We start from the raw sequence: 24216 nt of genomic DNA on the forward strand, positions 1-24216 counted from the left end.
CAGGCCTCGTCTCATCTAACGTAAAGCGGCGGTTCATGGACAAAGTTCCCGTCGCAATCCTTTTGATTCTGACTCCCGAAAACGCGAAATAGGGGGCAGGCCTCGACTCATCTAACACAAATAGCCACCCATGAACAAAAAACGTTCATAAGTGGCCATTTGTGTTACCTGAGGGTGCCTAATCGCCCCTTATTTCGCTCTCTAAGCTTGTTTAGTTGGGTAGATCGTAAACTCATTAACATTGACATCATCCGGTTGCTCAATCGCAAAGTTCACGACCCGTGCAATGGCGTCCGGTGAGATGCCCACCGCATCATACAGTTGGTCCATGCCAGCTCGGGTACCTTCATCCGTAATCGTGTTTAATAATTCCGTATTGATGGCCGCCGGATACAATGTTGTTGTTCGGATGTTTGTTCCTTCCGTTGCACTTTCCATCCGAATCACTTCCATGAGGTTCTTTACGGCAAACTTTGTTGCACCGTAAACACCTGCCCCCGGAAAACTTTTCAATCCAGCAACAGAGGACGTTGTAATGATGTGACCATGTTGTTGACGCACAAAGTCCGGCATCACAGCCGCAATTCCGTTCAGAACCCCTTTAATGTTAATGTCGATCATGTCGTTCCATTCATCCGTGTGCAACAGCCGAACTTGGCATGATCCCAGCATTATTAAAGATGACATCCACCTGACCATACGTCGTTTTTGCTAACGTTACCAACGCGGCAACCTGCGTCGCGTCACGCACATCAACCGTTTGGTAAACAGCACTTCCACCGGCCACCGTAATCTCATCCGCCAGCGTCGCCAACCGGTCAGCGCGACGCGCACCCAGGACGACTTTTGCACCATGACTCGCTAATAATCGAGCCGTTGCCGCACCAATTCCTGATGAAGCACCCGTGATAACAACAACTTTACCGTCGATACTCATTTATTAAGCTCCTTTTATTCTGGCAGTGAAGCGTAAGCTTCGTCCGTGACTGGTTCCAGCCATTCTGCCGTTCCCGTTGTGATTGCAAGGTGCGTAAACCAGTGGTCCTTGGTGGCTCCGTGCCAGTGTTTAACGCCATCATGGATCACGACAACATCGCCACTGGTTAGGTGCCGTGGTGTTTGCCCTTCTTCCTGGTACCAGCCTTCACCATCCGTAACTAACAACAATTGATAGCCGTCATGGTGAATGTGCCAATCATTGCGACACCCTGGTTCAAACGTCACGTTGCCCACGTTCACATTAATGGCGTCGTCGGCCACTAGAGATTTCAAATAACTATTACCAATAAAATACTGAGCGTACGCTGTATTCAACGCACCCTTACCGAATACGGGTTCTTTTTCTGTCATCTCGCTTACCTACTTTTCTTCGTCTGTCCAGATTTCTTTTGCTCGATTAAACGCCGACCATGCCTTGGGCCAGCCTGCATAAAAGGCTAAATGGGTTATTTCTGCGGTGATTTCTTGTTTAGTGATCCCGTTTTGTTTCCCAATCCGCAAGTGAGTCGCCAACTGTTCCATGTTTCCGGCCGATAGAATGCTGGCAATCGTGATCAATGACCGATCATGAGCGGATAAACTGTCCGTGTCGTCCCACACCTCACCGAATAAAACGTCATCGTTTAGCGCCGAAAATTGAGGGGCAAACGCCCCCAGTTGGTCACGCCCTGCTGTTTGTTTTGCCATAACTGTGATCCTCCTCGTCGTTTAACTTGCATTGATTACTCATATTAAACAACCTAAAGTGCACTTTAAGTAAAGCCCCAAAACAAACTTTTTTTAAAAACGCGCGACCACATGCAGACCCTTTCTCATCTAAGCCAAACGGGCATCATGAACATAAACCGTCCATGGTGCCCGTTTGGCTTAGATGAGGCGGCCTAACCGCATGCGGTCGCGCTCTATTCTTTGTGTTTCAGTCGTTTCAAATAACTTGCAAAGTCCTCATTATCCTCGATATGACCATCCACCTTGTTTTGATACCAATCAATTTTATCCGTTAAAATCGTCAAACTGTGTTGCAGTTCAGCCTGTTGTTGCAAAAAGTGCCGTTGCACCCGCTTCAGTAATTGAAGTCGTTGGTCAATCGTTTGATCCCCCTCAGCCCGCCACTGAACGTACTGCTTCAGCTGTTCGATCGTCATTCCCGTATCCTTAAGGTGCAGCAGAAATTTGATCCACGCCGCGTCTGCATCTGTATAGTAGCGCAGTCCGTTATCCGTCCGGTGCGGCTCGATCAACCCCTCCTTTTCGTAATACCGGAGGGTTGGGCTGGATAGTCCCGTTTGCTCTGCAAAGTCGCCGATTCGATAGCGTTGTTCACCATTCTGGATTGCGTTTGTCATGTTACTTATCCACCTTCTTATCACTCGCCATTAAATTAATTATTCATGGTACACTAACATTAATAATCAGCGGTCGTCCACCCATCACGGCCACTTTTAAGGAGCGATTTGAGATGTCAAAAGCACGAATTGAAGCCTTTACCGACGGGGTCATGGCCATTATCATCACCATCAAATGTTTGCAACCGCTAAACGGGTCGACGGTACGGTCATGTGGGCCAACATCAATCTGTTATTTTGGATGTCCCTCTTACCAGCCGTCACAGCGTGGTTCGGTGAAGACATTTTTGCGCAACCAAGTGGTGTTTTGTATGCCGCACTGATGATTCCGTTTAATCTCTCTTTCATCTGGCTCAATCATGCCGTTCAACATGCCAATGATAATGACAGCCATGACGGCATTTCACAGGATTCCGACCGCCGTGAATTAACCTCGCTTGGCATCAACGTCATTGCTGTTTTAGTGACCATCTTTTTCCCACCATTCGCGCTGGCTGACATTGCCTTTAATTCATTGCTCTGGTTACGCCCGCTTCGTGAACATAAACATAAATAAGCACGAGAAAAGGCCATCCGACAAGGATGGCCTTTTCATAAGAGTTGCATTAATGGTCCTGATTAAGCTGGTTATCTGTGGTCTCATCAGCTGACTTTGGGGTTGTTCCTGTCACAGCATGTTCATCAAAGTACGCCTGCAACCGCCGAAGCTCATTGACTTGCGATTCAATCGATCCAAGCATCTCAGTTTGGATTTTTTGAATCTCTAACATGTTGGGCTGATCCTGTTGGATCACGTGATCAATTTTTGAATGGAGCACCCGAATTTCTTCTTCGGACTTTTGGTTAACCCGATAATCATTAACTGACTGCATTCGGTCATACTCAGCCGACCGATTCTGACTCATCATGATCAAAGGCGCCTGAATTGCGGCAACCATGCTCAAAAAGAGGTTTAACAAAATGAATGGGTACGGATCAAAGTGGACACCGAACAAATGAAATACATTAATAATGATCCACAGAATCATTACTGTAATAAACGAAATTATAAAGGGCCAGCTTCCCCCGAAATGGGCAACAGCGTCCGCCACCCGTTGACCAAATGTTAGTGATTTTTCCAATTGCTCCCGAACATCGACAACCTGGTAGTTATCATCTTCCAGAACCCGGGTCAATTTTTGGTTTAAACGCCGGTTTTGTCGATAATCCTTTGCAATCATCTGATCCATTTTCATTAACCGATAATGCACCAGATGTTCACTACAAATAAAGTCATGGTTTGCTGCCTTCGGAAAGTCCCGACGAATCAACGCCTGCAAGGGACCGTCCAAATCTTCTAGGAAAACACCGTCTACGAGATCATAAGCTTTCTGATCAACCAGACAGTGAACCGTGCCGTTAAATTCCTGCATTAGCTTTCTTCACTCCAGTAAATGCTTAATTTAGCGTGCGGCAAAGTTAACAGTGTGAGTGTTCGTCACAAATCTGCTTTGCAAACACGCGGGACCGTCATCGCTTGTGGAACATATATGATAATCGGCTTCTGACATAACACTCACCTGCCTTTCCTAGTTGTCCTTGAGTATTTCTACATCTTCATTATACCGGGCTCGTCGCGTTTCTTTCAAGCTTTTTGCACTAAAAGAAAACTTTTTTTCGGCTTGATTAACTTTTTCGTTTTAATGATTTAATTCAAAAACCGGCTGCGATCCTTCTAAGTTTGGGACCGCAGCCGGTTCTGCTTACTTCTTTATTTTGAGTCAGCCTAAACAGTTGACACAGTTACGCATTATCATTATTAACAGGTTCTACTTCTTCTGTCGATGTGCTGCGCGCAATTTTAACGTCGCTCAGAACAAGACCAACCGTCGTGACGGCCATCAGTACAATTGCTAACAAGGTTTCCATTTGCAAGCCCTCGCTTTGTCAGTAATTTTCAACGAGTATACCATGTTGACCCGAGAAAGCCCACTACTTTCGCCTCACCACGCATCGACATTCATTATCTAATGAAAAGCCGGATATTCCCCCAATGGCTGGGCAATATCCGGCTACTCTTTCTTTACCGCGTCTTCATCATTAAGTCGAGTGATTCCTGCAACGCTAACGCTTCCTCACTGTCGGCTTCAATTCCCATCTGTGTGGCGGTCTGACGAATATTTTCTGCCACAACTAATTTCATGGCCCGATCCACACTTGACCGAACGGCTGCTAATTGAACCAGGACATCTTGACATTCACGGCCCTCGTCCATCATCCGTAACACGCCATCAAGCTGCCCGCGTGATCGCTTAAGACGGTTAGTGATTTGTTTACTAGCGGTTACCGGCTGGTTTTTTGCCGAAACATTAATCATCTGTCAGTCCCCCTGTACGTTATTTATGAAAACAATTATACCCCAGGCGGGATTTAGAAGCTATTTTTCCACTTTTTAAACCATGTTATTCATTAACCCCCCCATAAATATCGTGTAAAAACAGGTCCTGATTCTCTTTTAAAACACTGGTCTTACAGACATTTATAAAAAACTATCTTCACTTTGTTCGATGCCATTTACTCATCCGTACCCGCAATGGTATCGGCAACTAATCTGTGCGCGCTCGTTCACGACGATTACCTGCCGTTTTCAGCAATCCATGCCAAGATCATCTGCAAATCATTGACAAATCCTGTAAAATGAAAAACAGACTAGATTACTAATGACCCATGACTTATATAAGGACAATCATCATGACAACTGAACACCCGCTCCATCTGAACCTCCCGCCTGAAGTGGTCGACCACTTACACATCGATGCTGGCGATGAAGTTCAACTGACCGTTCCTGCATCTACGGATGCCACCATTACGCTTCAAGCGGCTCACGCTCAACCTTCGGAGCACATGGCACTCCCACTGCGTTGGTTCTGGCTGCCAACGCTTCTTTCAAGTATCGCCTTTTACTTTTACTTCAACAGTCAACATCAAACACAGTTTGCACTTGCCGGTAGCAATTCCATCGCCAGTACCACCATTATGTTTGGCTTGGTTAGTGGGTCGCTATCATTTATTTTCTTTTACTTCCAACAGCGCCGCATTATTCAAAAATGGCTAACGGGTAGCCTTTACTGGCGCACGTTCCCAACGGTTTTGCTCTCATTCATCATTATTCTTACCATGTGCATGTTGGGATTCTTCTGGTTCGCCGGCTTGTTGTTCCGTGGAATCACCTTTGATCAATTCACCTCGACCATTCTTTTCTTTCTCTTTAGCAGTCTCATCAACTTTTTGATGATGCTCTCTGCTGTATCCCTGTCCGCAAACATGATTTATACGCTCCTCATTTCGGTGATCGTCGGCGGTGTCTTTTCTTCAATGATCACAAACAGTAACAAACGTTGGTGGGAACACAACCTCAGTTTTCTTGGAACAGATCGTGCCGCTAACAGCTGGTCATTTAACCTGACACTCATCGTATCAGCACTAATTACGATTGCGCTTCTTGACTTTATTTTTTCAAACCTCCGCAAGCAGTTTGGAAACAGTCGCCGGCTCCTTGCCCTGCGACTCTTATTGGTCCTAACGACCATGTGCCTAGGTTGTGTCGGCTTGTTTGCTAATAATGGTCACGGTCTCATGCACATTCTGCACGATGAGGCCGCTCGCTGGATGGTCTACTTTATGATCATCACCATCCTAACCATCCGCTTTTTATTGCCACGTCTGACCACTGAATTCAAAGTCTTTTCATACACTATCGGGGGCCTCCTTGTTGCGACATCGTTACTGTTCCACCCGGTTCAGTACTTATCGCTGACCGCGTATGAAATGATTGCCTTTACCATGGCATTCAGTTGGTTGTTACTACTACTTCAAACGCTACAGCACATGGTCATGGCTGATGAAACAATATTTGTCATCAAAATTGAGTGACGATTCTTCAATGCTAACTAAAGAACAGCAACCGAAAACGGCGCCCTTTCCAAAACTGGAAAGAGCGCCGTTTTTGCTTATGCAATAGTCATTGTTATCAATCGCTTGTCTCAGACTCAGGTGACGCCGTTAATTCAGGAAACCAAATCGCCGTCTCTCGTGAAGCCGCGGCCTCACTGTCTGAACTGTGAACCACGTTTCGGATGGCACCATCATTCCACTCGCGGCCAAAGTCACCCCGAATCGTGCCGATAGCGGCCTCACCTGGATTAGTGGCTCCTGCCATTCGCCGAAATTCGCTGATGATGTTTGTTCCACTAACCACCATGGCCACAATTGGGCCAGATTGCATGTACGCAACCAGGCCAGGAAAGTAGGGTTCGTCAACCTTATCCGCATAGTGTTGCCGGAGTTGTGCATCCGTTGCCTTTGTCACGACCTTTAATGCGCTTAGTCCATACTCGTGCTGTTCCAATCGGGTAATGATCTGGCCGACGTGACCGCCTTCCACACCATCTGGTTTAACGAGAATCAATGTTCGTTCTTCTGTCATCATGAAGCCACCTTTCATCTGCATTATCGCAATCTAATTATAATCGATTTAAATGGTGAACCCCAATCAACAGACCTTACTTAAACAGGCCAATTCCTAAAGTAAATAACTGTTACATATATTGTTTATTTAGTTCACGGCGCCGTTGCTAACACGCCATGACAATTACTCATGATCAAACTCAATGGTCAACCCGAGAACATCAGCAACGCGCCGCCCATATTCTGGATCTGCACGGTAAAATTGCCAAGTCTCTAACCGTTGAATTTCGTCATCTGCCACGCTGCCCAACGTTTGCCCAATCGTTTCAATCAACCGGTCTTGTTCCGGCGCTGACATTAACCGGTACAATTTGCCAGCCGCCGAATAATAATCTTGGTCATGTGGCAGAAACGCCCCAGTTTCCCCCGTCAACGGCGTCGCACTAGGCGCAGCCGTTGGATCAGCAACCGGACCGTCATCACTATTTGGTGCATAGTTCACGCGATTATCCTGTCCCTGGGCCATAAACCCATCACGCTCATAATTGTGGACCGGCGAAAGTGGTCGGTTTCCCTTCAGCTGCTCATAATTTGCACCCAAGCGGTAACGGGCCGCGTCCTTGTATGCAAAGAGCCGCCCTTGGAGCAGCTTATCTGGTGAGGCCTCAATACCGGGGACAAGGTTTGCTGGTGAAAACGCCAGCTCTTCGACGTCTTCAAAATAGTTGATCGGGTTATGCGTTAACGTAAACGTTCCGATCTTTTGCAGTGGATAATCCTTATGCGACACCACCTTTGTCACGTCAAAAATATCCGCTGGATACGCGCGCCCGGCCTCATCTGGCAAAATCTGAACGCAAACATCCCAGCTCGGATAATCTTTCTGTTCAATTGCATCGTATAAATCATGCAGTAAATAATCCGGATCCTTGCTGGCCGTTTGTGCAGCGACCGCCGTTGTCATGTTCTTGACGCCCTGCTTGCTAATAAAATGGTATTTCACCCAGTAAGCGGTGCCCGCCTCGTTCACCCATTTAAATGTGTGACTCCCGTAGCCGTTCATTGTTCGATAACTAGCCGGATTTCCCCGGTCACCCATTAAATAGGTCACCTGATGAACACTTTCTGGTGAATGGGCCCAAAAGTCCCATTGCATCCGCTGACTCCGCAAGTGGGTCTGCGGATCCCGTTTTTGCGAATGAATGAAATCTGGAAATTTCAGTGGATCGTTTACAAAAAAAACCGGCGTATTGTTACCGACAATGTCGTAATTCCCTGCTTGTGTATAAAACCTGAGGGCAAAACCGCGGACGTCCCGCAATGTATCTGGATAGCCCGACTCCCCGGCAACCTGTGAAAAACGCAGTGCAATTGGCGTTTCCTCCCCAACAGCATTAAAAACCGCCGCCTTCGTGTACTGCTTCATGCTGCGTGTTAACGTAAACGTTCCGGTTGCACCGGCGCCTTTTGCATGAACCACACGTTCCGGAATGCGTTCCCGGTTGAAGTGGGCCAACTTCTCTAGAAGTTGGTAATCCTGAAGTAGCACTGGACCCCGCTCGCCCGCCGTTTGTGAGTGATCATTATCGGCCCATGGTTGTCCCGCACTGGTTGTTAATTTATCCGTCATCGTCTCAATTCCTCCTTAAAATAGCTTTACCGCAATGTTCACGTTACCACGATAACTTTCACGAACCCTAGCAATCGGCCGGATGAAATAATGAATCACTTAATCGTTAGGTCATCTGAACTTTTTAACCGATCTGAGCCACATTTGAACTCCGTCATGAGGACCGTTATACTCGGTTAGAAGGTTATTTAGCGTCATTAATTCAGATTATTTTGGAGGTTCCACATGACAGATCGTTTTGAAGCATCCGCCTGTACATCAATCATGGTCGGTAAAAAGGCATCCCTTGATGGTGCCACCTACATTGCGCGAAACGAGGACCGGGTGGTAGCAATTCATCCCAAACGCTTCTTCGTTCAGCCTGCTGTTTCCGGTCGTTCAGAAACATACGTCTCACCGTACAATCAGCTAACCGTGCCACTGCCAGCTGACGGACTTCGCTACACCGCGACTCCTAATGCAGATCCAACCGATGGCCCGAATGAAGAAGATGGGTTTAATGAAGCCAACGTTGGTGAAAGCGCGACAGAAAGCGTGTACGCCAATGAAAAAGTCCTCGCCTACGATCCATTCGTCAAAAACGGCTTTGCTGAGGATTCATTAACCACCTTAGTACTTCCGTTTATTCACAGTGCCCGTGAAGGGGTCGAATACCTCGGTAAGCTCATCAAACAGTACGGTTCTGCTGAAGGAAACGGCATTCAGTTTAATGACCATAATGAAGTCTGGTACATGGAAATCGTCACCGGTCACATGTGGGTCGCCGTCCGGATTCCGGATGATAGCTACGCCGTTGCCGCCAACCAAATTGCCATTGAAGACATTGATTTTACGGATCCGAAAAACTATCAGTGGGCGGATGGCATTCAGCAATTTGTTGCCGATAACCACCTCAACCCTGACGAAAACCGGTGGGATTTCCGCCACATTTTCGGAACCAACACAAAGAAAGACCATCACTACAACACCCCCCGCGTTTGGTTTGCACAACGCTTTTTAAACCCAACCACGACGCTAAACCAGACACCTGAATCTCCCGACATGCCGTTCATTCGTAAGGCAGAACGTAAAATTTCCGTTGAGGACATTCAGTACATTTTGAAGTCCCACTTTGACGAAACAAAGTATGACCCGCTCGGCGATGGCACACCAGCAGAACGCAAAGTCTACCGGTCCATTTCCCTTTCGCGAACGGCGCAATCACACATTCTTCAGATGCGAGATAGTGACCGGCTCGGTAATGCTGGGATTCAATGGGTGGAAATGGGCGTCCCAACCTTCTGTCCATACGTGCCATTCTTTACTAACGCAACGGATACTGATGAATCTTACAGAACCGTAGCAGAAAAGATGGACCTAAACGACGCCTTCTGGTTGTACGAAGCCCTTGCCACCATCGTTGAAGCCCACTACACCGACTTCATTGAGGACGACCTTGATTACCAAAAGGACCTCGGTGAATGGGCCCGACGGAAAATTGCCATGGTTGACCAGGCGGCCGCCACGCTTAGCGGCGACGCATTGACTGCTTATCTGACTGAGCAAAACCATGAAATCGCTGCTCATTATAACCAAACCACCCGTGATTTTCTGTTCAGTTTGATCACAAAGGGTGCGGAACTATCCAAGCTGACGTTTAAAATGGATCCAAATTTGTAAAAATCACCGCAATCAAAAACAGACCATCGGATAGCAATCTTACAATTGCTATCCGATGGTCTGTTTATTTTAAGTGATTTTAAACAACTAACGAGTATCCTCACTTATCCGTTAATGTTTCATCGATTTCCGCGGTCTTTGATAGCCTAAAACAATCAAGCAAATCGCCGTCAAAACACTCATCGCTAACGCTAGATATGTGCTCAATTCGACCGGCCGATAAACAGTGATCGCAGACGTTTGCTGTTTTGTTTTAACCACCAGCTGAGCATGTTTGTCCACGTGATATTGCAAAGGATGACCCTGTTGATCCGTAACTTGATACCGTCCATGGTACATGACAAATGGTAGTACCACAGTACTATGTGCATCAAAATGCCCTTGATAGCGCATTCCATTAGGACGCGGATGCAATTTTGCTGTTCCCTTTTTGCCATCACGTTTCACAACATGGTCAATTAATGAAACATCATTATTAGTTGCTTTCGGCCAATAATCAGTTGCACCATAATTAGTCCAGTATCCCATCAAATAATGGAATTCATGATTATTTACTTTAAAAGAATCAGGTGTCGTCGTATCAACCAAATGATGTTTACTTGGTTTCACTTTAATCGCTACCCGGTCATGGTTAATCATCGGTAACCATTCATTTTTCACACTAACAAAACTAATGCCAATCGCAAACAGCGCTACCACAAATAAAAAGTAATGCTGTGATTGCCGGCGGTTGGAAAAAGTGGCAACCACGCTTAACCCCAGCAACAAACTACCAAGAAAGAAAACAATGCCTAACATTCGATTAGGAAACTGAATTTGACTAAGTGGCGGCCAGTACAAATACTGCCACACTTCTTTTGATTCACTAACGGTAACTAATAAACAGGTAGCGGCCAACCACTTAGTCAATCGGGTCTGTTTATGATACGTTACGAGAAAAATAAATAAAGCAATTAATACAATTAAGCCCGTTGTATCTGTTGAAAAGTGTAGCCCCATCACGTTTCCAAGAAATTGTTGGAGATCAGGACTTGCCCACGTGGGTAAATCCTTAAGGATTATCGGATTTGCAATGCGATTATTATGGAACACCAACAATAATGGCAACCAAAAATAGGCTGTGAAACCGCCACCTAAAACTCCTGCGGCAACCATTGACTTAGTCAATAACCATTTTTGTTTCGCTAAGCATAACGCAATAACAAAGCCGATTCCTAAAAAGAAACATAAAATAACAAACGATAAAATATGGCAGAATAGTACGAGGCCCATTCCCAATGCCAATGCCACAATGCTTTGTCGTAATGTTATTGACACGATTTGATGCGCATCATCCGTTTCATTCGAATGGCTCACAATTCCCACAAAGCCAAGAATAACCAGTGGCATAAAACTAATGGCCCAAACTTCTCCCATCAGCCATTGCTGAATGGCCCGGCTTAACAGTGGGATACACAATGCATAGGTGATTGCTACAAAGGTACTATTAAGTTGATCAAGGTAAAACTTTCGGGCAACGTATTTACAAACCAAAAATCCAAGAAAGATTTGTAAGCCCATAAAAAGGTACATCGCAAAAACTGGTGGAAACACCATTAATAATATCGCACCAATGTACACGGGCATTTGTGGATACAAACGAATAACAAAAGACCCAACCTGATTCGCAGAAAATGTTGAAATTGTCGGCAATAAATGCCCGGTCTCTAAGTTCTTTTGGATTTCATACATCCGATTAACATGAAATCTTAAATCCGCCCCTGCGTATAAATAACCCGTTTTTCCCCCTGCGTAATAGAGAAACGCAGCAATAATCAGTATGACCAGAAGTGATTGAATCACAGCAGAACGTTTACATATTTGAAAGAATTTCAAAATAGTGAACCCCTTCTTTTAAAATTAATCCTCAATTGATAATAGCATGAATGTTTCTAACGCCAAAATCAATTTATGAAATGTTAAAAATAAAGGGTTCAAATAGATTAATTACTGAATTTGATTCTAATATCATTTTTTACTTTTTTTTGGGGGCTTATTCAACACCCAGTCCGCGCCACCGCCGAACGTAATAGGTCAAGCTCAGCACCGCCAAAACGAGCACCCCAATTGAAACAGAGATCCGGGTATCTGGATTAATAAACATAAAGATCACCACCAGCACCAATGCGGCCAACGCAATGTAGTTTGTCATTGGGTACAGCGGCATTTTAAACGGATGGGCCTTCATTAACTCTGGGTTCGCCCGCCGAAACCGGAGTTCCGCAATCAGGATCACAAACCACGGTACCATCCCGGGTAACACACTGGAACTGTAAACAAGCACAAATATGTTTGCTGAAGCGTGACTAAACTGCGTAAATAACGTATTTAACGTCAGACCGATGAAAATCCCGCCCGAAATCGCAAGGGTTGCCCGTAATGGCACTTGGCGTGGTGACAACTTGCTTAACCCCTTTGCCGTCTCGCCATCATGAGAAAGTTTGAACAGCATGCGGCTCGAACTATAAATCCCGGAGTTCGCACCAGACATCGCGGCTGTTAACACCACGAAGTTTATAATTCCGGCCGCTCCTGTAATCCCCACTTTAGCAAACGTTTCAACAAACGGAGAGCCCATTGCGGATAACTGATTCCATGGGTAGATCGACACAATGACAAAAATTGCCCCAATGTAAAAAATTAGGATCCGCCACACGATTGATTTTACAGAGGCCACAATGGCATGCTGCGGATTGTTCGCCTCGCCGGCCGTGATTCCCAGCACCTCAATGCCCTGATAGGAACCGACAATAACGGACATCGAGAAAATGAACCCCTTCACACCGCCCGTAAAGAAACCGCCGTGAGACCACAGATTACTTAAGCCCACTGCATGCCAATGGTTCCCTAAACCGAGGAAAATAACCATTCCTCCAAGAACGATCATCACAACGATCGTCACTACTTTAATCATGGCAAAATAAAATTCCAACGTCCCGTACGCCCGCGCAGAAGCAAGGTTGGCCAGCGTTAACAGCACAATAACGACCACGCCGGCTAACCAGCCCGGAACAGACGGCCACCAGTACCGCAAATATTCACCCACGGCGATCACTTCACTAATCCCCACCACGATGTATTGGAACACATTACTCCACTTGGTTAGGTAACCGGCAAGCGGATGGATGTATGTTGTTGCGTAGTCAGCAAAGGATCCCGTCGTTGGATTAATGTAAATCATTTCTCCTAACGCACGCATCACAAGGTAAAGGAGGCCCCCCACCAATGCATAGGCGAGAATAACGGACGGCCCGGTCCACTTAATCGTGGCAGTCGATCCTAAAAACAGACCGACACCAATTGTGCCCCCTAGTGCGATCATCTGCATTTGCCCTGCTGACAGGGACCGTTTTAGCCCCGCTTGTTCTTGTTCCTCTTCCATTTGCCATTCCTCCACCATTGAATTAAAAAACGGCCAACCACGCTTCTAGTAAGAAGTTCGTGGTTGGCCGTTTTGTGATTGATATCGTTTATCTCACCACAAAAAGCTCAACCACAGCACTGTGGTTGAGGTCGTTGTGGTCATCGACTGGGCCGCATTCATTTTGTTAACATTCGTTTTCATCATGGCCGCCCTCCCAGTCATTTAGCCTTAGTAAACACTTAATGCCATTAAAATTAACATTAAGCTCATTTAAATGCAAGTCTTTTTTAATGTTTGCGCCATTGGGAAGCAACCGCCCATTCCTTTTTCGTTGTTATATGTAAAGAATGATGTTACTATCATCCAAGTTAAATAAACTTAAATAACTTTATTATTAAAATTATTCCATTCTGTGAAAGGGTGGTCACCATGAAACAATCGCAGTTCCATTGCATCATTAACTGGTCTTCATTCTTCTTAGTGCTTAGCCTGTTTGTGCTTCACGCCTTTCCGATTCAGGCTGCCGCAAATACTGACGCAACCGACTTCGTGGACGTTACCCCGTCCGTTACGGTCCTTAATCAACGCATTTATGCCAACGACCAATCTGCATCGGGAAATCCATTGGGTAAATTGACCTTTCCGACCATCACTAAGATCACCGCAAACTACACGACAGACGGTCACATTACCAAACGAACGAACCAGTTTCAGGTGACTTTTGCTGGTACGTTCTCCACGGGGAAACCGCTGATTCCGGTAATCGTTCAGCCCTATAACATCCATGCCCTTTACGCCAGTGCCTTTAGTAGCAACGTTTTCACCAGTAGTTCTACGGATCTTCTCCCGCAATTGGGAACCACCGTCGATTCCACAAACACCGTCTCCTTCCCCAATTCAGGATTAACCACGTCAGTCCCGTGGTCCTTTCAGGGACAGGCCCCCTACTATTTAGGTCTTCAATGTGCTGTATCCTCACGGCCTGCCGATGCCGATTCAATTGCGTTGGTCACCTGGCCAACAACGGATAAATACACGCTGACGCCAACCATCATGACCCCAATAAAAGATACTGACACCACAATTACCGGTACCGGTTCGTTTCCAAATGATGTCATCGTCTCTAACGCCACCAATACTTCCACCACGGTCAATGCGGACGGCACCTATACACTCCCTGTTAGCGACAGTCTGCGCGGCCGGGCCCACGTCAAAGTAACGGAAATCAATCCATTGGGAACCGATAATCCTGGTAACATCTCGGCACCAGTTCAAGCAAGTCCGAATCTCATTATCACGAGTACAACTCAAACGGTTCCCCTGAACCCAGATAAGATGACGCCACTCATCACAAAAAACGACGCAGACATTATCGCCACCCTCGTTCACGCAGCCGGGATTTCAGCCACCGACACAACCGCCGGGGCGAGTGACGGGATCACATTTGCCTCAAACCATTCAAATCTGGGGGCAAAACTTGCAGCCTTGATTCCGGGTGGTCAAATGCACATCAACATTTATGCCACAAAAGACGGTGTTGACTCTGCTCCCTTACAACTCACCGTTATCAGCTCCCCAGGCACCGTCGCCCTCCAAACGCCGCTTACACCCCTAAACTTTCCAACCACCGTTGTCCCAATTGGACCAATTAACCTGACCCCAGTAAATCCCAACATCCTCATTACGGATACCCGCGCCGTTGGTGCCACCTGGACGCTCTCAGCCAGTGCAACGCCATTGACCACTGCAAGTGGGCGACCACTCCCCGGTGAACTAGTTGCCATCCACGATGGGACTACCACTTCATTAACGGCCACCACAACGATTGCCACTGGGACTAAAGTTTTCGGCCAATCGACAATCAATGCAACGGCGGACTGGTCGCCAACAAACGGGATTTTCCTTCATGTAAATCCTGGAGTTCTCGCCGATCAGTACCACGGCACGATTACCTGGACGCTAGCCAACGCTCCCAATTAGATGCACAACTAAAACATTCTTTCGTTTTCAACCAGCTTTAATTCGGTTAGTTATTTGCAAAGGAGCTTAACATGAAACAAAAACAGTTCACTTTATTAACCGATCAAGTCCTTTTCGGCCTGCTCAGTTGTCTCTTTATTTTTTGGTGGTGTGCGCCACTCCCCGCTCACGCAGATGATGCCAACAATTTCGTTGATGTCACTTCAACGATGAACATTGTTAATCAGCGGGCATATGTCGCCGGTCAGTCACCAACAACTAACCCACTTGGACAAATCAAATACCCCACAATCAACAAGGTTTTAGCGAACTATACCGTCAATGGTCAAATTTCCACGCGGACTGATACCCTTAAGGTTCAACTCTCGGGGAAATTTTCAACCGGAAACTCAACCTCGGTTCCCGCCCAGTTCTATCTACTTAACAGCCTCTACTTCGGTAGTTTCAGCAATAATACGTTTAATGATGACGGTGATGACTTACTAGATTACTTCAACATTCAACCAAACTACACAAATAATTTGATCTTCACGAATCTAATGGTAGCAGTTCCACTGTTTTCCCAAAGTCAGCCCCCTTATTACATCGGTTTTCAGGCCACAACTGCCCTTCGGCCCAACAACCCTGACTATTTTGCTTTAGCCACATGGGCCAAACCAGCCAGTTACAGCCTCAAGCCAACCATCAACCAACCCGTTAAGGATACGGACACAACCATTTCTGGAACCGGTTCGTTTGCGGGTGACACCATTCGCTGTGACGCAACAAACACCACCACCACCACAGTTGATGGAAATGGGCGGTACACCTTACCCGTTGGCACCAGCCTTCGCGGCAAATCACAGGTGACCGTGACGGAATCAAGCACAAAAGGCGACACACCTGGGACTGCCCAGGCGTCCGTCCAGTCAGACAATCTTGAAATCGAAAGTGATACGCAAACGGTCACCTTTAATCCAGATGAAATGCTCGCGTTAAGTCAAAAAAATGACGATGACATTATTAACGCCCTCGTTAAAGCCGCGGGCATCTCTGCTTCAGATTCCTCAGGTCCAGCGCGTAACAACATTTCGTTTGACACCGAGGACACAAGTTTAGGCGCAAAGCTTGCCGCATTGATTCCAAACGGTCAGCTCACCGTCCCCATCTACGCGACTAACGGTACTGATAACTCCGAGCCACTTTACATTACCGTTGTTTGTGTTCCCGGAACGCTCTCTTTTGAAGCCTTACCTGCCACCTACACATTCCCGACATCCACAGTCCCGATAACACCCATTAATAAGGCCCCAGCCGCCGCGCCAATTGATATTAGTGATACCCGTGAACCCGGGGCAAAATGGACGTTAACGGCCAGCGCGACCCCCATGAAAAACGCTGCTGGCGTTAAGCTTCCCGGTGGTTTCGTTGATGCTAATAACGGCTCCATTACCCCACTTTCAAGCGCAGCCACCATCGTTGCCAACGGCACCAAGGCGGCCGGTCATTCGTTAACGAATGCCGCTGCCGATTGGTCGACAACTAACGGGCTTCTTCTTCACGTTGATCCCGGTGCCCTCGCCGGCCAGTACACTGGTTCCATCAACTGGTCACTGACAAATGCACCTGACTAAACGGCCCAAGCAGTAATCAAAAGACCCACACAGACAGCGTATTATCGTGTCTGTGTGGGTCTTTTAGTCACTTAGCTAAGGCTTGTCGATACGCAGGAACAAGCATGCCATCGATCAACTTTGTCAGGTCTTCATCGGTAATGGTTTCGTTCATAAAAATCCGGTAACGGAGCCATTCAAACGGCATCAATTTAAGCGCGTCATCAAGCTTGCCAGTCGCCAGTTCATGGCGGGCCTGGGCACGCGCCACAACGTGATCAATCGCGTTGATGTCGATTTGTTTTGCCTCGTTGATCATCACCTGCAACTGCTTATTTTGTTCATCATTAAGGCCATTAAAGCTCAGGACAAATGATTTTCCAAACGCATCCGTACTGAATGTAAACCGTTTAAACGTTTCAAATAAATCCGCTGACAGGCTGGTCCCAGTCAATTCCAGTTCATCAAGACGGCCGTTATTATCAGCTTTAATTTTATCTTGTACTGCCAGTAAGGCCAGTTCAAATGGTGACTGCCAGTGACGATAGATAACGGGTTTGCTGGTTCCCGCCGCAGCGGCAACCTTTGCAAAGGTGAGCTGCGCAAGGCCCTCGTTTTCTAGAATTGAGCGGGTGGCCTCATAAATTGCTGCATCCAGTTCCGCACCCCGGCGACGCGTCTTCGTCATCTTTTCTCCTTTGCATTTAAGAAACCAAAAAGTTTCTTGTTGACTTTTTCTTCTTACAGCGTATTATACACTTCGCAGTTAAAAGATACCAAGTAGTATCTTAAGGAGAGAGTTATGTCAAAAGAAACAAAGATTCCTAAATCAACGGTTATAACAGCACTAGTCATCGTTTTCGGTGCAATGGCGCCGTTATTAGATTCAACAATGATGAACATTGCCATTAATAACCTTGTCAAAAGCTTTAACAGTAGCGTCACGACGGTGCAATGGACCGTCACCTGTTACTTACTGGCAACCGGAGTGGCCGTGCCATTTTCCAGCTGGCTCCTAAATAAGTTTGACGGAAAAACCGTCTTCATGGCGGGCGAAATTCTTTTTGGAATTGGCTCGCTTTTGTCCGCCCTGTCACCCACCATCCACGCATTGATTCTCGCACGGTTAGTTCAAGGGTTTGCCGGCGGGTTGATTATGCCGTTGCTAACAACACTTCTGGTTCAAACAGCTGGTACTGACGTCATGGGGCAAATGATGGCAACGGTTGGTTTACCCATGATTCTTGGTCCTTTATTTGGACCCATTATTGGTGGAATCATCATCAAATTTGCTTCATGGCGGTGGCTCTTTTGGGTCAACATCCCGGTTGTGTTGATCTCAATTGCGTTGATCATTTGGAAAATGCCCCATTATCCAGCCCAAAATAAGGCGGCAAAAATGGACTTCATCGGCATTTTACTGTTGATCCTGTCCTCTAGCTCAATCATTTACGGCATGGTAAGGGCAGCGCATACAGCCACTTTTACTAACCGGACCAGCCTCACTTTCATCATCGGTGGGATCGGCGCCCTGGTTTGTTACATCATTTGGGCGGCCATTAAAAAGGAGCGGGCCGTTCTGCCGCTTAGTTTATTTACCTTTCGCTCGTTTAATGGCGCCGGACTCGGCCTCTTTCTTGCTGGAACCATCTTAAACGGTGCGATGTTACTGCTGCCCCTTTATTTTCAAACAATTCAAAAAATGTCCGTTCTCACCGCGGCACTATCCTTGTTGCCCCAGGGATTAGGCATGTTACTAGCCCGTGGTTTAACGGGCAAACTCACCGACCAACTCGGTGCTAAATACGTAGTCTTGATCAGCAGTTTGATTACGTTTGTTGGCACGCTTCCGTTTTACTGGTTCGATAAAGACACTGCCTACTGGCTCATTGGCATTGTCTTGTTTATCCGTGGGATTGGCGCCGGCGGTATTATGATGCCATTAATGGCCGACGCCTACACCGGCATGCGGGCCGACCAGGTTCCCGCCGCAACCATTGGTTCACGCATCATTCAAAACGTCGGGAGTGCCTTTGGGTCTGCGTTGATCACCACCATCATTTCATCATACGCAACCACCCGTGCCAAAACGTTTGCCACCCAGCTTAAGCACGGTGACTTTCACGTTGCCCCCGCGCACATTCAATCATTTGCGGCTAACCACATGCTGACAATTAAAACGGCAGCGTTCCAAAACGGCTTCCTCATCATTTCGTTAACAGCACTGGCCTTATTGATTCCCACCTTGCTGCTGACGAACAAAATGAATAATAAAAAAACCTTTAAATCCTAAGTTGAAACATAATAAATAAACTTTTTAGTTTCCATTCAATTCTATTCACATTAATCGTCTTTTAAGTAATCATTATTGCGCCAAATTCAATTCATTTTTAATTCCATCAACATTATTTTCTGGTTTGAATTTTCTATCTTCAATAAACCTCAACAAATACTCCCGTTGTTTTGGATTCAGTTCCTTAATTCGTCGCTTCCACTCTGCATAAGCATTCCACGAATATCCAGGGTTCAGTTCCTTACTCATGTTCTCAAACGAATATTGTAGAAATTTTTCAAAACGTTTTTCATCAGTAATTGTCAATCGTTCAAAATCTAAATTCTTCAATAAAAAAATCAACCATGAAGCTAAATGGACGTACTGTTCAAACCTTTTAGGTTCTTTAGTAAAAACTAATTTACGTTCAACGAGACCAAAAATAAAGTGAAGTGTTTTAGGATCATTAAGAGAAGACGATACTGAACTAAGTCCTGCACAAATTTGACCCAATCCCATCTGATTATGTAATAACTCATCTTCTACTTCGTTGTCCCCTTTTAGTAATTCACCAAAATCCAAGGACATAACCTCATCTGCATCTTCACGTGTGTTAGCCAAATTCAAAAAGAACTCATCAATTCCCGTATTATCAATGACTCTAATGCCATAATTCAAAAAATAATATTCTTTGAATAAGTGATCAACACTATTTCTAGAAATATAAAAAATATTTTTTTCACGCATTGATTGCTTTTTAAAATCATTAACTTCGCTCAAAAACAAATTCAAATCAAAATCCTGGAGCGAATACCCCATTATTACGACCGTTGTTTCATATAAAAGACTATAAAATTTATGGGAAATATAATCATTGCTTCGTTCAAATTTAAAATAATCTTTCATCGTTAAAACCATTGATTTGGGATTGCTAGCAACACCATGGATATGATAAACATCCGGCATATTTTTCTTCATGGACGACTCAATTTTATTGCCGAAAATACGATTACAATTACCTTCCAAACAACTACCACCAATCAAATCATCATAATTAGTAGTAATAAAATTAACATTAGCAATCTGTTTCCCATCACTAAAACTCATTAGTGATTCTTTTAATTTGTTCACTTGTTGTTTATCTATTTTTCCGTCTTCAGTATCATTACCTATACAATCAGCAACGACTACTTTAGAATCTTGTTCACAGCGATTACAAAAGTCTTCAATAATTTGCGCCGTAATTTGTAAATCGTACTTCGCTCTATGGTGCTCACTAAAAAGCTGTTTTTTTAACTGTACACATTCATTCTTTTGAGTTTTCTTTTCATCGATCCATTTTTCGTCATGATTATTTGATGCTTCTTCCAAACGATTTTCGACGCTCTCCAGCACTTCAAAAAGGAGACGCTCGTAGCTTGGCGCTTGTCCATTTGTAAGTTGCATACTAAAACCAGTTCCCATAAAAAAAGTTAGGTTTCCATTCAGCAATTCCAGTGCCATTTGAGTATAAAACGTTTTAAATTCAGTTTTCATAAATTTATCCCTTTTTATAAAATGAATATTTTAATTCCTTTGAAATCATTGTGCATTTATTAACTTTGTCGGTCAATATCTAATATTTATGTATTGGCAAAAATAAAAAGCGCGTTCACTCACTTCGAGTTGAACGCGCTTAATGACCGCTAATAGCTTTACCACGCCACCGGTCCATGTGTATTACTAAACGTTGCCGTTTCTGTACTTGTCCAGTCCGTTGCCAATTCAACGGTTCGGGCCACCCCAACACTCACTGGTTGCCCACCCATTTGTTTCACTTGCTCCGGAGTTGCGCCACCAAACTCAGTTGCCACGATCCCGGGGTCAATGGCGTTCACTGTGGTGTTCAGATCTTCACGGCGCATTTCCTTTGCCAACTGAACGGTAAACATGTTGGCCGCAGCTTTAGCGGATTGGTAACCGACAGCTACCGCCCGGTAAACTTCGGATGCTGGGTTCAATGCCTCTGTCTTGGACCCCATCATGCTTGATACGTTAATGATTTTTGCCTGTGGACGTTTCTTTAACAACGGGAGCATTTTCTGCGTCACGTCAATTAAGCCAAAGTAATTAATTTCAAAGTCTGCCCGTAACCGTTTCATTTCAACTTCTGCGGCCGTTTGACGAAAATCAAACACAGCTCCCGCATTGTTGATCAAAACAGACAGGGCGCCATACCGATCCGCAATGGTTTGCGCCGCGCGGGTCACTGAATCCGGATCCGTAACGTCTAGTTCAACGACATCGACGTTAATGCCATCCGCCGCCAACGTTGCAACTGCTTGCTGCCCTTTTTCAAGACGTCGCGCGCCTAAAATGACGTGCTGGCCTGCCACTGCCAATTCACGGACGATTTCTAATCCCATCCCCCGGTTACCACCGGTCACTAACGTTATCACTTCTTGATTATTTTCTGTCATTTAAATGAACCTCCTGTTTGAATAATTGATATCCTACGCCGCTGGTGTTAGACTAGCGCAAGCTTAATTCGAAAAAAAGGAGAAAATAAATCAATGCATGCTATTCATGACGTTGCCGCCCAGTTTCATGTGACCTATGATGCCCTCCGCTTCTATGAAAAGAAGGGGCTTCTCCACCCCATTCAACGTAACGACAACGGCCAACGTGAATATAGTGATCATGATCTGGATGACCTCAATAAATTACTTCATTTGCGACATCTCGGCGCCACCGTTGCAGAAACAAAACAAATGCTTGACCTTTTCCGTGATGATCATAAGTCAGTCACGGCCTACGATACCGGAATTGCCCTCCTAGAACATTTGCAGGATGAAACCAACCAACAAATTACTCGCTTGCAACAGCAACAATCTTTTCTCGTTGAAAAAATGCACCGCTTTGAACAAGAAAAGGCGAAGCTGCTTTCAGCGGACACACCATTTTCACAGGCAACGAACCACGCGTAATCTGATGTTCAAAAACGGCACTAGGGCAACTGCTTAGACTAAGCAGTTGCCCTAGTGCCGTTTTTATTTTGCTTCATCGAGAATACTCGTTAACCACACAACGTATTCACGCTCGCGTTCAATCGCATGGCGTAAGACCAAATAATGACCGTACTGCTGCTCGATCATCGTTGAATCCATAAACTTATCCGCCAACTGCTGTTGAAGATGAACCAGTTTTGCCTGCCGTTTAGCGCGTTGGTTTCGAACCATTTCGACCAGGCGAAAATCATGCCGTTCCTGAATGAAATACAGCTTCAGAACAAACTCATCGTGCTCATTATCTGCGTCAGAGGCACTCCCCAACCACTGAGTAAACGTTTCTTCCCCCGCTGCCGTAATTGAATAAACCTTCTTTGTCAGTTTCTCTCCCGCCAGTTGGGACTCATGCGTAATCAAGTCTTCAGTTTCCATTTTGTTTAGCAGCGGATAAATTTGGCTGTGATTCGCTGACCAAAATTCACCAATCCCCGTATCAAACGCCCGCGTTAAATCATAGCCACTTTGCGCCCGCTCGGTTAAAAGTCCGAGCAAAATGTACTTCAACCGGTTTTTCTGTGCCATTGTGTATGCTCCTTGACAAGTATTTAAAAACATCCTATCATATACATGTAATTAATTACATGTATATGATTACTTAAACATTGGAGGTTTTTACAATGAACCATAAAACATTTAAAACACTGGATGACTTTCTTGGAACCCACTTTATTTACACTTACGACAATGGCTGGGAGTACGAATGGTACGCCAAAAATGACCACACCGTCGATTACCGCATTCACGGTGGTATGGTTGCGGGTCGCTGGGTCACGGATCAGGCAGCGGACATTGTGATGTTAACACCCGGGGTCTACAAGATTAGCTGGACCGAGCCTACTGGTACGGACGTTGCCTTAGATTTCTTACCAAACGAAGATAAACTTCATGGCACCATCTTTTTCCCAAAGTGGGTTGAAGACCATCCCGAAATCACCGTCACCTACCAAAACGAGCACCTAGACGATATGCGCGCGGCCCGCGAAAAATACGCGACTTATCCAAAACTCGTTGTACCAGAATTTGCAACAATCACCTACATGGGGAATGCCGGGCAAAATAACGAGGCCGTTATTAGTGAAGCGCCCTATGCCGGCATGACGGACGACATTCGCAACGGCCGTTACTTTGATGAAAATTATCATCAGCTTCAAAAATAACAAGTTCATTCATTAAAAACAGCACACCTTAATCACAATCAATGCAAAAATGACCATTACTGGGAATCAGCCAAAGCGGCGGGGTCCCAGTGATGGTCATTTTTATTTGCATTAAAGTGTGTCGCCATGATCAGCTTCACCGTTGTTTAATTTCTGAAGGAGCTGAATGAGCATTTTTTGCTCGTCCACCGTCAGCTGTGACGTCACACCTTGATTTGCCTGTTCAAACTCTTCCTGAATTCGATCAACCAGCCGTTGCCCCGCTTCCGTTAAAAAAATTTGTTTATTCCGGCCGTTATTCGCCGCCCGTTGCCGAGTGATCAAGCCATCACGCTCAAGATTTTGGAGCAAACTTGAAACACTTGCTCCCCGGCGGTTAAACATATCGGCCATTTCGCGTTGAATTAATCCTGGTTTGGCCGCGACCATCTGGAGTGCACGGCCCTGTTCAGGGGTCACGTTAACTTCTGTTCGTAACCGCGTCTCCAGTTGTCGCCGTTGCGTAATCCCAATTTCCCTAATTAAATTATTGATTTGTTGCCCATTCACTGCCATTAGCGGCCTCCACAGCACCTTTTTTACTAGTATAGCATGGGAATCTAGTCAATTTTCATCGGTGTGTGCTTGACAGTTAGATATCTAACGATTATAGTTACAAATCGTTAGATGTCTAACTATATTTTTC

At 45.6% G+C, this 24216-nt stretch carries 22 protein-coding genes and 2 pseudogenes; 8 read left to right on the plus strand and 16 right to left on the minus strand.

Going from position 1 to position 24216, the window contains the following annotated elements; genetic code table 11:
* Window positions 1–201: 201 nt before the first annotated feature.
* From ACRYI5_RS06020 to ACRYI5_RS06035, 4 genes and pseudogenes are all read right to left on the minus strand, one after another.
* Window positions 202–937 (minus strand): annotated as a pseudogene (locus ACRYI5_RS06020) (SDR family oxidoreductase).
* Between the two features lie 14 nt (window positions 938–951).
* Complete coding sequence (locus ACRYI5_RS06025) at window positions 952–1350, minus strand: cupin domain-containing protein (protein ID WP_448224621.1); 399 nt, start codon at window positions 1348–1350, stop codon at window positions 952–954.
* Window positions 1351–1359: 9 nt separating this feature from the next.
* Window positions 1360–1686 carry a carboxymuconolactone decarboxylase family protein gene (locus ACRYI5_RS06030; RefSeq protein WP_448224622.1) on the minus strand — a complete coding sequence of 109 codons (327 nt, stop codon included), beginning with the start codon at window positions 1684–1686 and terminating at the stop codon, window positions 1360–1362.
* Between the two features lie 215 nt (window positions 1687–1901).
* Window positions 1902–2345, minus strand: coding sequence for a MerR family transcriptional regulator (locus ACRYI5_RS06035; protein ID WP_407878987.1), 444 nt, complete (start codon window positions 2343–2345; stop codon window positions 1902–1904).
* Between the two features lie 172 nt (window positions 2346–2517).
* Between ACRYI5_RS06035 and ACRYI5_RS06040 the strand changes: the two are divergent.
* Window positions 2518–2901: pseudogene (locus tag ACRYI5_RS06040) on the plus strand (hypothetical protein); the annotation flags it as partial.
* A 49-nt stretch (window positions 2902–2950) separates the two neighbouring features.
* Here the strand turns inward: ACRYI5_RS06040 and ACRYI5_RS06045 are convergent.
* The 3 genes from ACRYI5_RS06045 to ACRYI5_RS06055 all read right to left on the minus strand — a co-directional run bounded on the left by ACRYI5_RS06045 (window position 2951) and on the right by ACRYI5_RS06055 (window position 4701).
* Window positions 2951–3757: a DUF1003 domain-containing protein gene (locus ACRYI5_RS06045; RefSeq protein ID WP_448224623.1), complete on the minus strand. Its 807-nt coding sequence runs from the start codon at window positions 3755–3757 to the stop codon at window positions 2951–2953.
* Window positions 3758–4127: 370 nt separating this feature from the next.
* A complete protein-coding gene (locus ACRYI5_RS06050; protein WP_448224624.1) occupies window positions 4128–4253 on the minus strand; it encodes a hypothetical protein in 126 nt (41 codons plus the stop codon).
* Window positions 4254–4407: 154 nt separating this feature from the next.
* Window positions 4408–4701 carry a metal-sensitive transcriptional regulator gene (locus ACRYI5_RS06055; RefSeq protein ID WP_407878979.1) on the minus strand — a complete coding sequence of 98 codons (294 nt, stop codon included), beginning with the start codon at window positions 4699–4701 and terminating at the stop codon, window positions 4408–4410.
* A 374-nt stretch (window positions 4702–5075) separates the two neighbouring features.
* Between ACRYI5_RS06055 and ACRYI5_RS06060 the strand changes: the two genes are divergently transcribed.
* Window positions 5076–6257: a DUF998 domain-containing protein gene (locus ACRYI5_RS06060; RefSeq protein ID WP_448224625.1), complete on the plus strand. Its 1182-nt coding sequence runs from the start codon at window positions 5076–5078 to the stop codon at window positions 6255–6257.
* 97 nt (window positions 6258–6354) lie between these two features.
* On the opposite strand, the gene ACRYI5_RS06065 is transcribed toward ACRYI5_RS06060, so the two are convergent.
* Window positions 6355–6810, minus strand: coding sequence for a nucleoside-diphosphate kinase (locus ACRYI5_RS06065; protein WP_407878976.1), 456 nt, complete (start codon window positions 6808–6810; stop codon window positions 6355–6357).
* A gap of 165 nt (window positions 6811–6975) precedes the next feature.
* Window positions 6976–8421: a catalase gene (locus ACRYI5_RS06070; protein WP_448224626.1), complete on the minus strand. Its 1446-nt coding sequence runs from the start codon at window positions 8419–8421 to the stop codon at window positions 6976–6978.
* 225 nt (window positions 8422–8646) lie between these two features.
* On the opposite strand from ACRYI5_RS06070, the gene ACRYI5_RS06075 reads away from it, so the two are divergent.
* The gene (locus ACRYI5_RS06075; RefSeq protein WP_407878972.1) at window positions 8647–10080 is read left to right on the plus strand and encodes a C69 family dipeptidase; all 1434 of its coding nucleotides are present in this window, start codon (window positions 8647–8649) and stop codon (window positions 10078–10080) included.
* 111 nt (window positions 10081–10191) lie between these two features.
* On the opposite strand, the gene ACRYI5_RS06080 is transcribed toward ACRYI5_RS06075, so the two are convergent.
* Window positions 10192–11955: a hypothetical protein gene (locus tag ACRYI5_RS06080; RefSeq protein ID WP_448224627.1), complete on the minus strand. Its 1764-nt coding sequence runs from the start codon at window positions 11953–11955 to the stop codon at window positions 10192–10194.
* 157 nt (window positions 11956–12112) lie between these two features.
* Window positions 12113–13501, minus strand: coding sequence for an amino acid permease (locus tag ACRYI5_RS06085; protein WP_407878968.1), 1389 nt, complete (start codon window positions 13499–13501; stop codon window positions 12113–12115).
* A 411-nt stretch (window positions 13502–13912) separates the two neighbouring features.
* Here ACRYI5_RS06085 and ACRYI5_RS06090 point away from each other — a divergent pair, with 411 nt between their 5' ends.
* Entirely contained in the window at window positions 13913–15463 is a 1551-nt protein-coding gene (locus ACRYI5_RS06090) for a hypothetical protein (RefSeq protein ID WP_448224628.1), read from the plus strand.
* 71 nt (window positions 15464–15534) lie between these two features.
* Window positions 15535–17076: a hypothetical protein gene (locus ACRYI5_RS06095; RefSeq protein WP_448224629.1), complete on the plus strand. Its 1542-nt coding sequence runs from the start codon at window positions 15535–15537 to the stop codon at window positions 17074–17076.
* A gap of 67 nt (window positions 17077–17143) precedes the next feature.
* Here the strand turns inward: ACRYI5_RS06095 and ACRYI5_RS06100 are convergent, their stop codons facing one another.
* Entirely contained in the window at window positions 17144–17743 is a 600-nt protein-coding gene (locus ACRYI5_RS06100) for a TetR/AcrR family transcriptional regulator (RefSeq protein ID WP_448224630.1), read from the minus strand.
* A gap of 114 nt (window positions 17744–17857) precedes the next feature.
* Here ACRYI5_RS06100 and ACRYI5_RS06105 point away from each other — a divergent pair, with 114 nt between their 5' ends.
* Complete coding sequence (locus ACRYI5_RS06105; protein WP_448224631.1) at window positions 17858–19348, plus strand: DHA2 family efflux MFS transporter permease subunit; 1491 nt, start codon at window positions 17858–17860, stop codon at window positions 19346–19348.
* Between the two features lie 72 nt (window positions 19349–19420).
* Here ACRYI5_RS06105 and ACRYI5_RS06110 read toward each other — a convergent pair whose 3' ends face one another.
* Window positions 19421–20863, minus strand: a complete 1443-nt coding sequence (locus ACRYI5_RS06110; RefSeq protein ID WP_448224632.1) for an SIR2 family NAD-dependent protein deacylase — start codon at window positions 20861–20863, stop codon at window positions 19421–19423.
* Window positions 20864–21021: 158 nt separating this feature from the next.
* Window positions 21022–21786 carry an SDR family NAD(P)-dependent oxidoreductase gene (locus tag ACRYI5_RS06115; protein ID WP_448224633.1) on the minus strand — a complete coding sequence of 255 codons (765 nt, stop codon included), beginning with the start codon at window positions 21784–21786 and terminating at the stop codon, window positions 21022–21024.
* Window positions 21787–21879: 93 nt separating this feature from the next.
* Here ACRYI5_RS06115 and ACRYI5_RS06120 point away from each other — a divergent pair, with 93 nt between their 5' ends.
* Window positions 21880–22293 (plus strand): helix-turn-helix domain-containing protein, encoded by a 414-nt coding sequence (locus ACRYI5_RS06120; protein WP_448224634.1) that lies wholly within the window; start codon window positions 21880–21882, stop codon window positions 22291–22293.
* Window positions 22294–22356: 63 nt separating this feature from the next.
* On the opposite strand, the gene ACRYI5_RS06125 is transcribed toward ACRYI5_RS06120, so the two are convergent.
* A complete protein-coding gene (locus tag ACRYI5_RS06125; RefSeq protein WP_448224635.1) occupies window positions 22357–22896 on the minus strand; it encodes a PadR family transcriptional regulator in 540 nt (179 codons plus the stop codon).
* 95 nt (window positions 22897–22991) lie between these two features.
* Between ACRYI5_RS06125 and ACRYI5_RS06130 the strand changes: the two genes are divergently transcribed.
* Entirely contained in the window at window positions 22992–23531 is a 540-nt protein-coding gene (locus ACRYI5_RS06130) for a phenolic acid decarboxylase (protein ID WP_448224636.1), read from the plus strand.
* Between the two features lie 111 nt (window positions 23532–23642).
* Here the strand turns inward: ACRYI5_RS06130 and ACRYI5_RS06135 are convergent, their stop codons facing one another.
* Complete coding sequence (locus ACRYI5_RS06135; protein ID WP_407878952.1) at window positions 23643–24086, minus strand: MarR family winged helix-turn-helix transcriptional regulator; 444 nt, start codon at window positions 24084–24086, stop codon at window positions 23643–23645.
* Between the last annotated feature and the right edge of the window lie 130 nt (window positions 24087–24216).

It is taken from the genome of Furfurilactobacillus sp. WILCCON 0119, assembly GCF_053471565.1.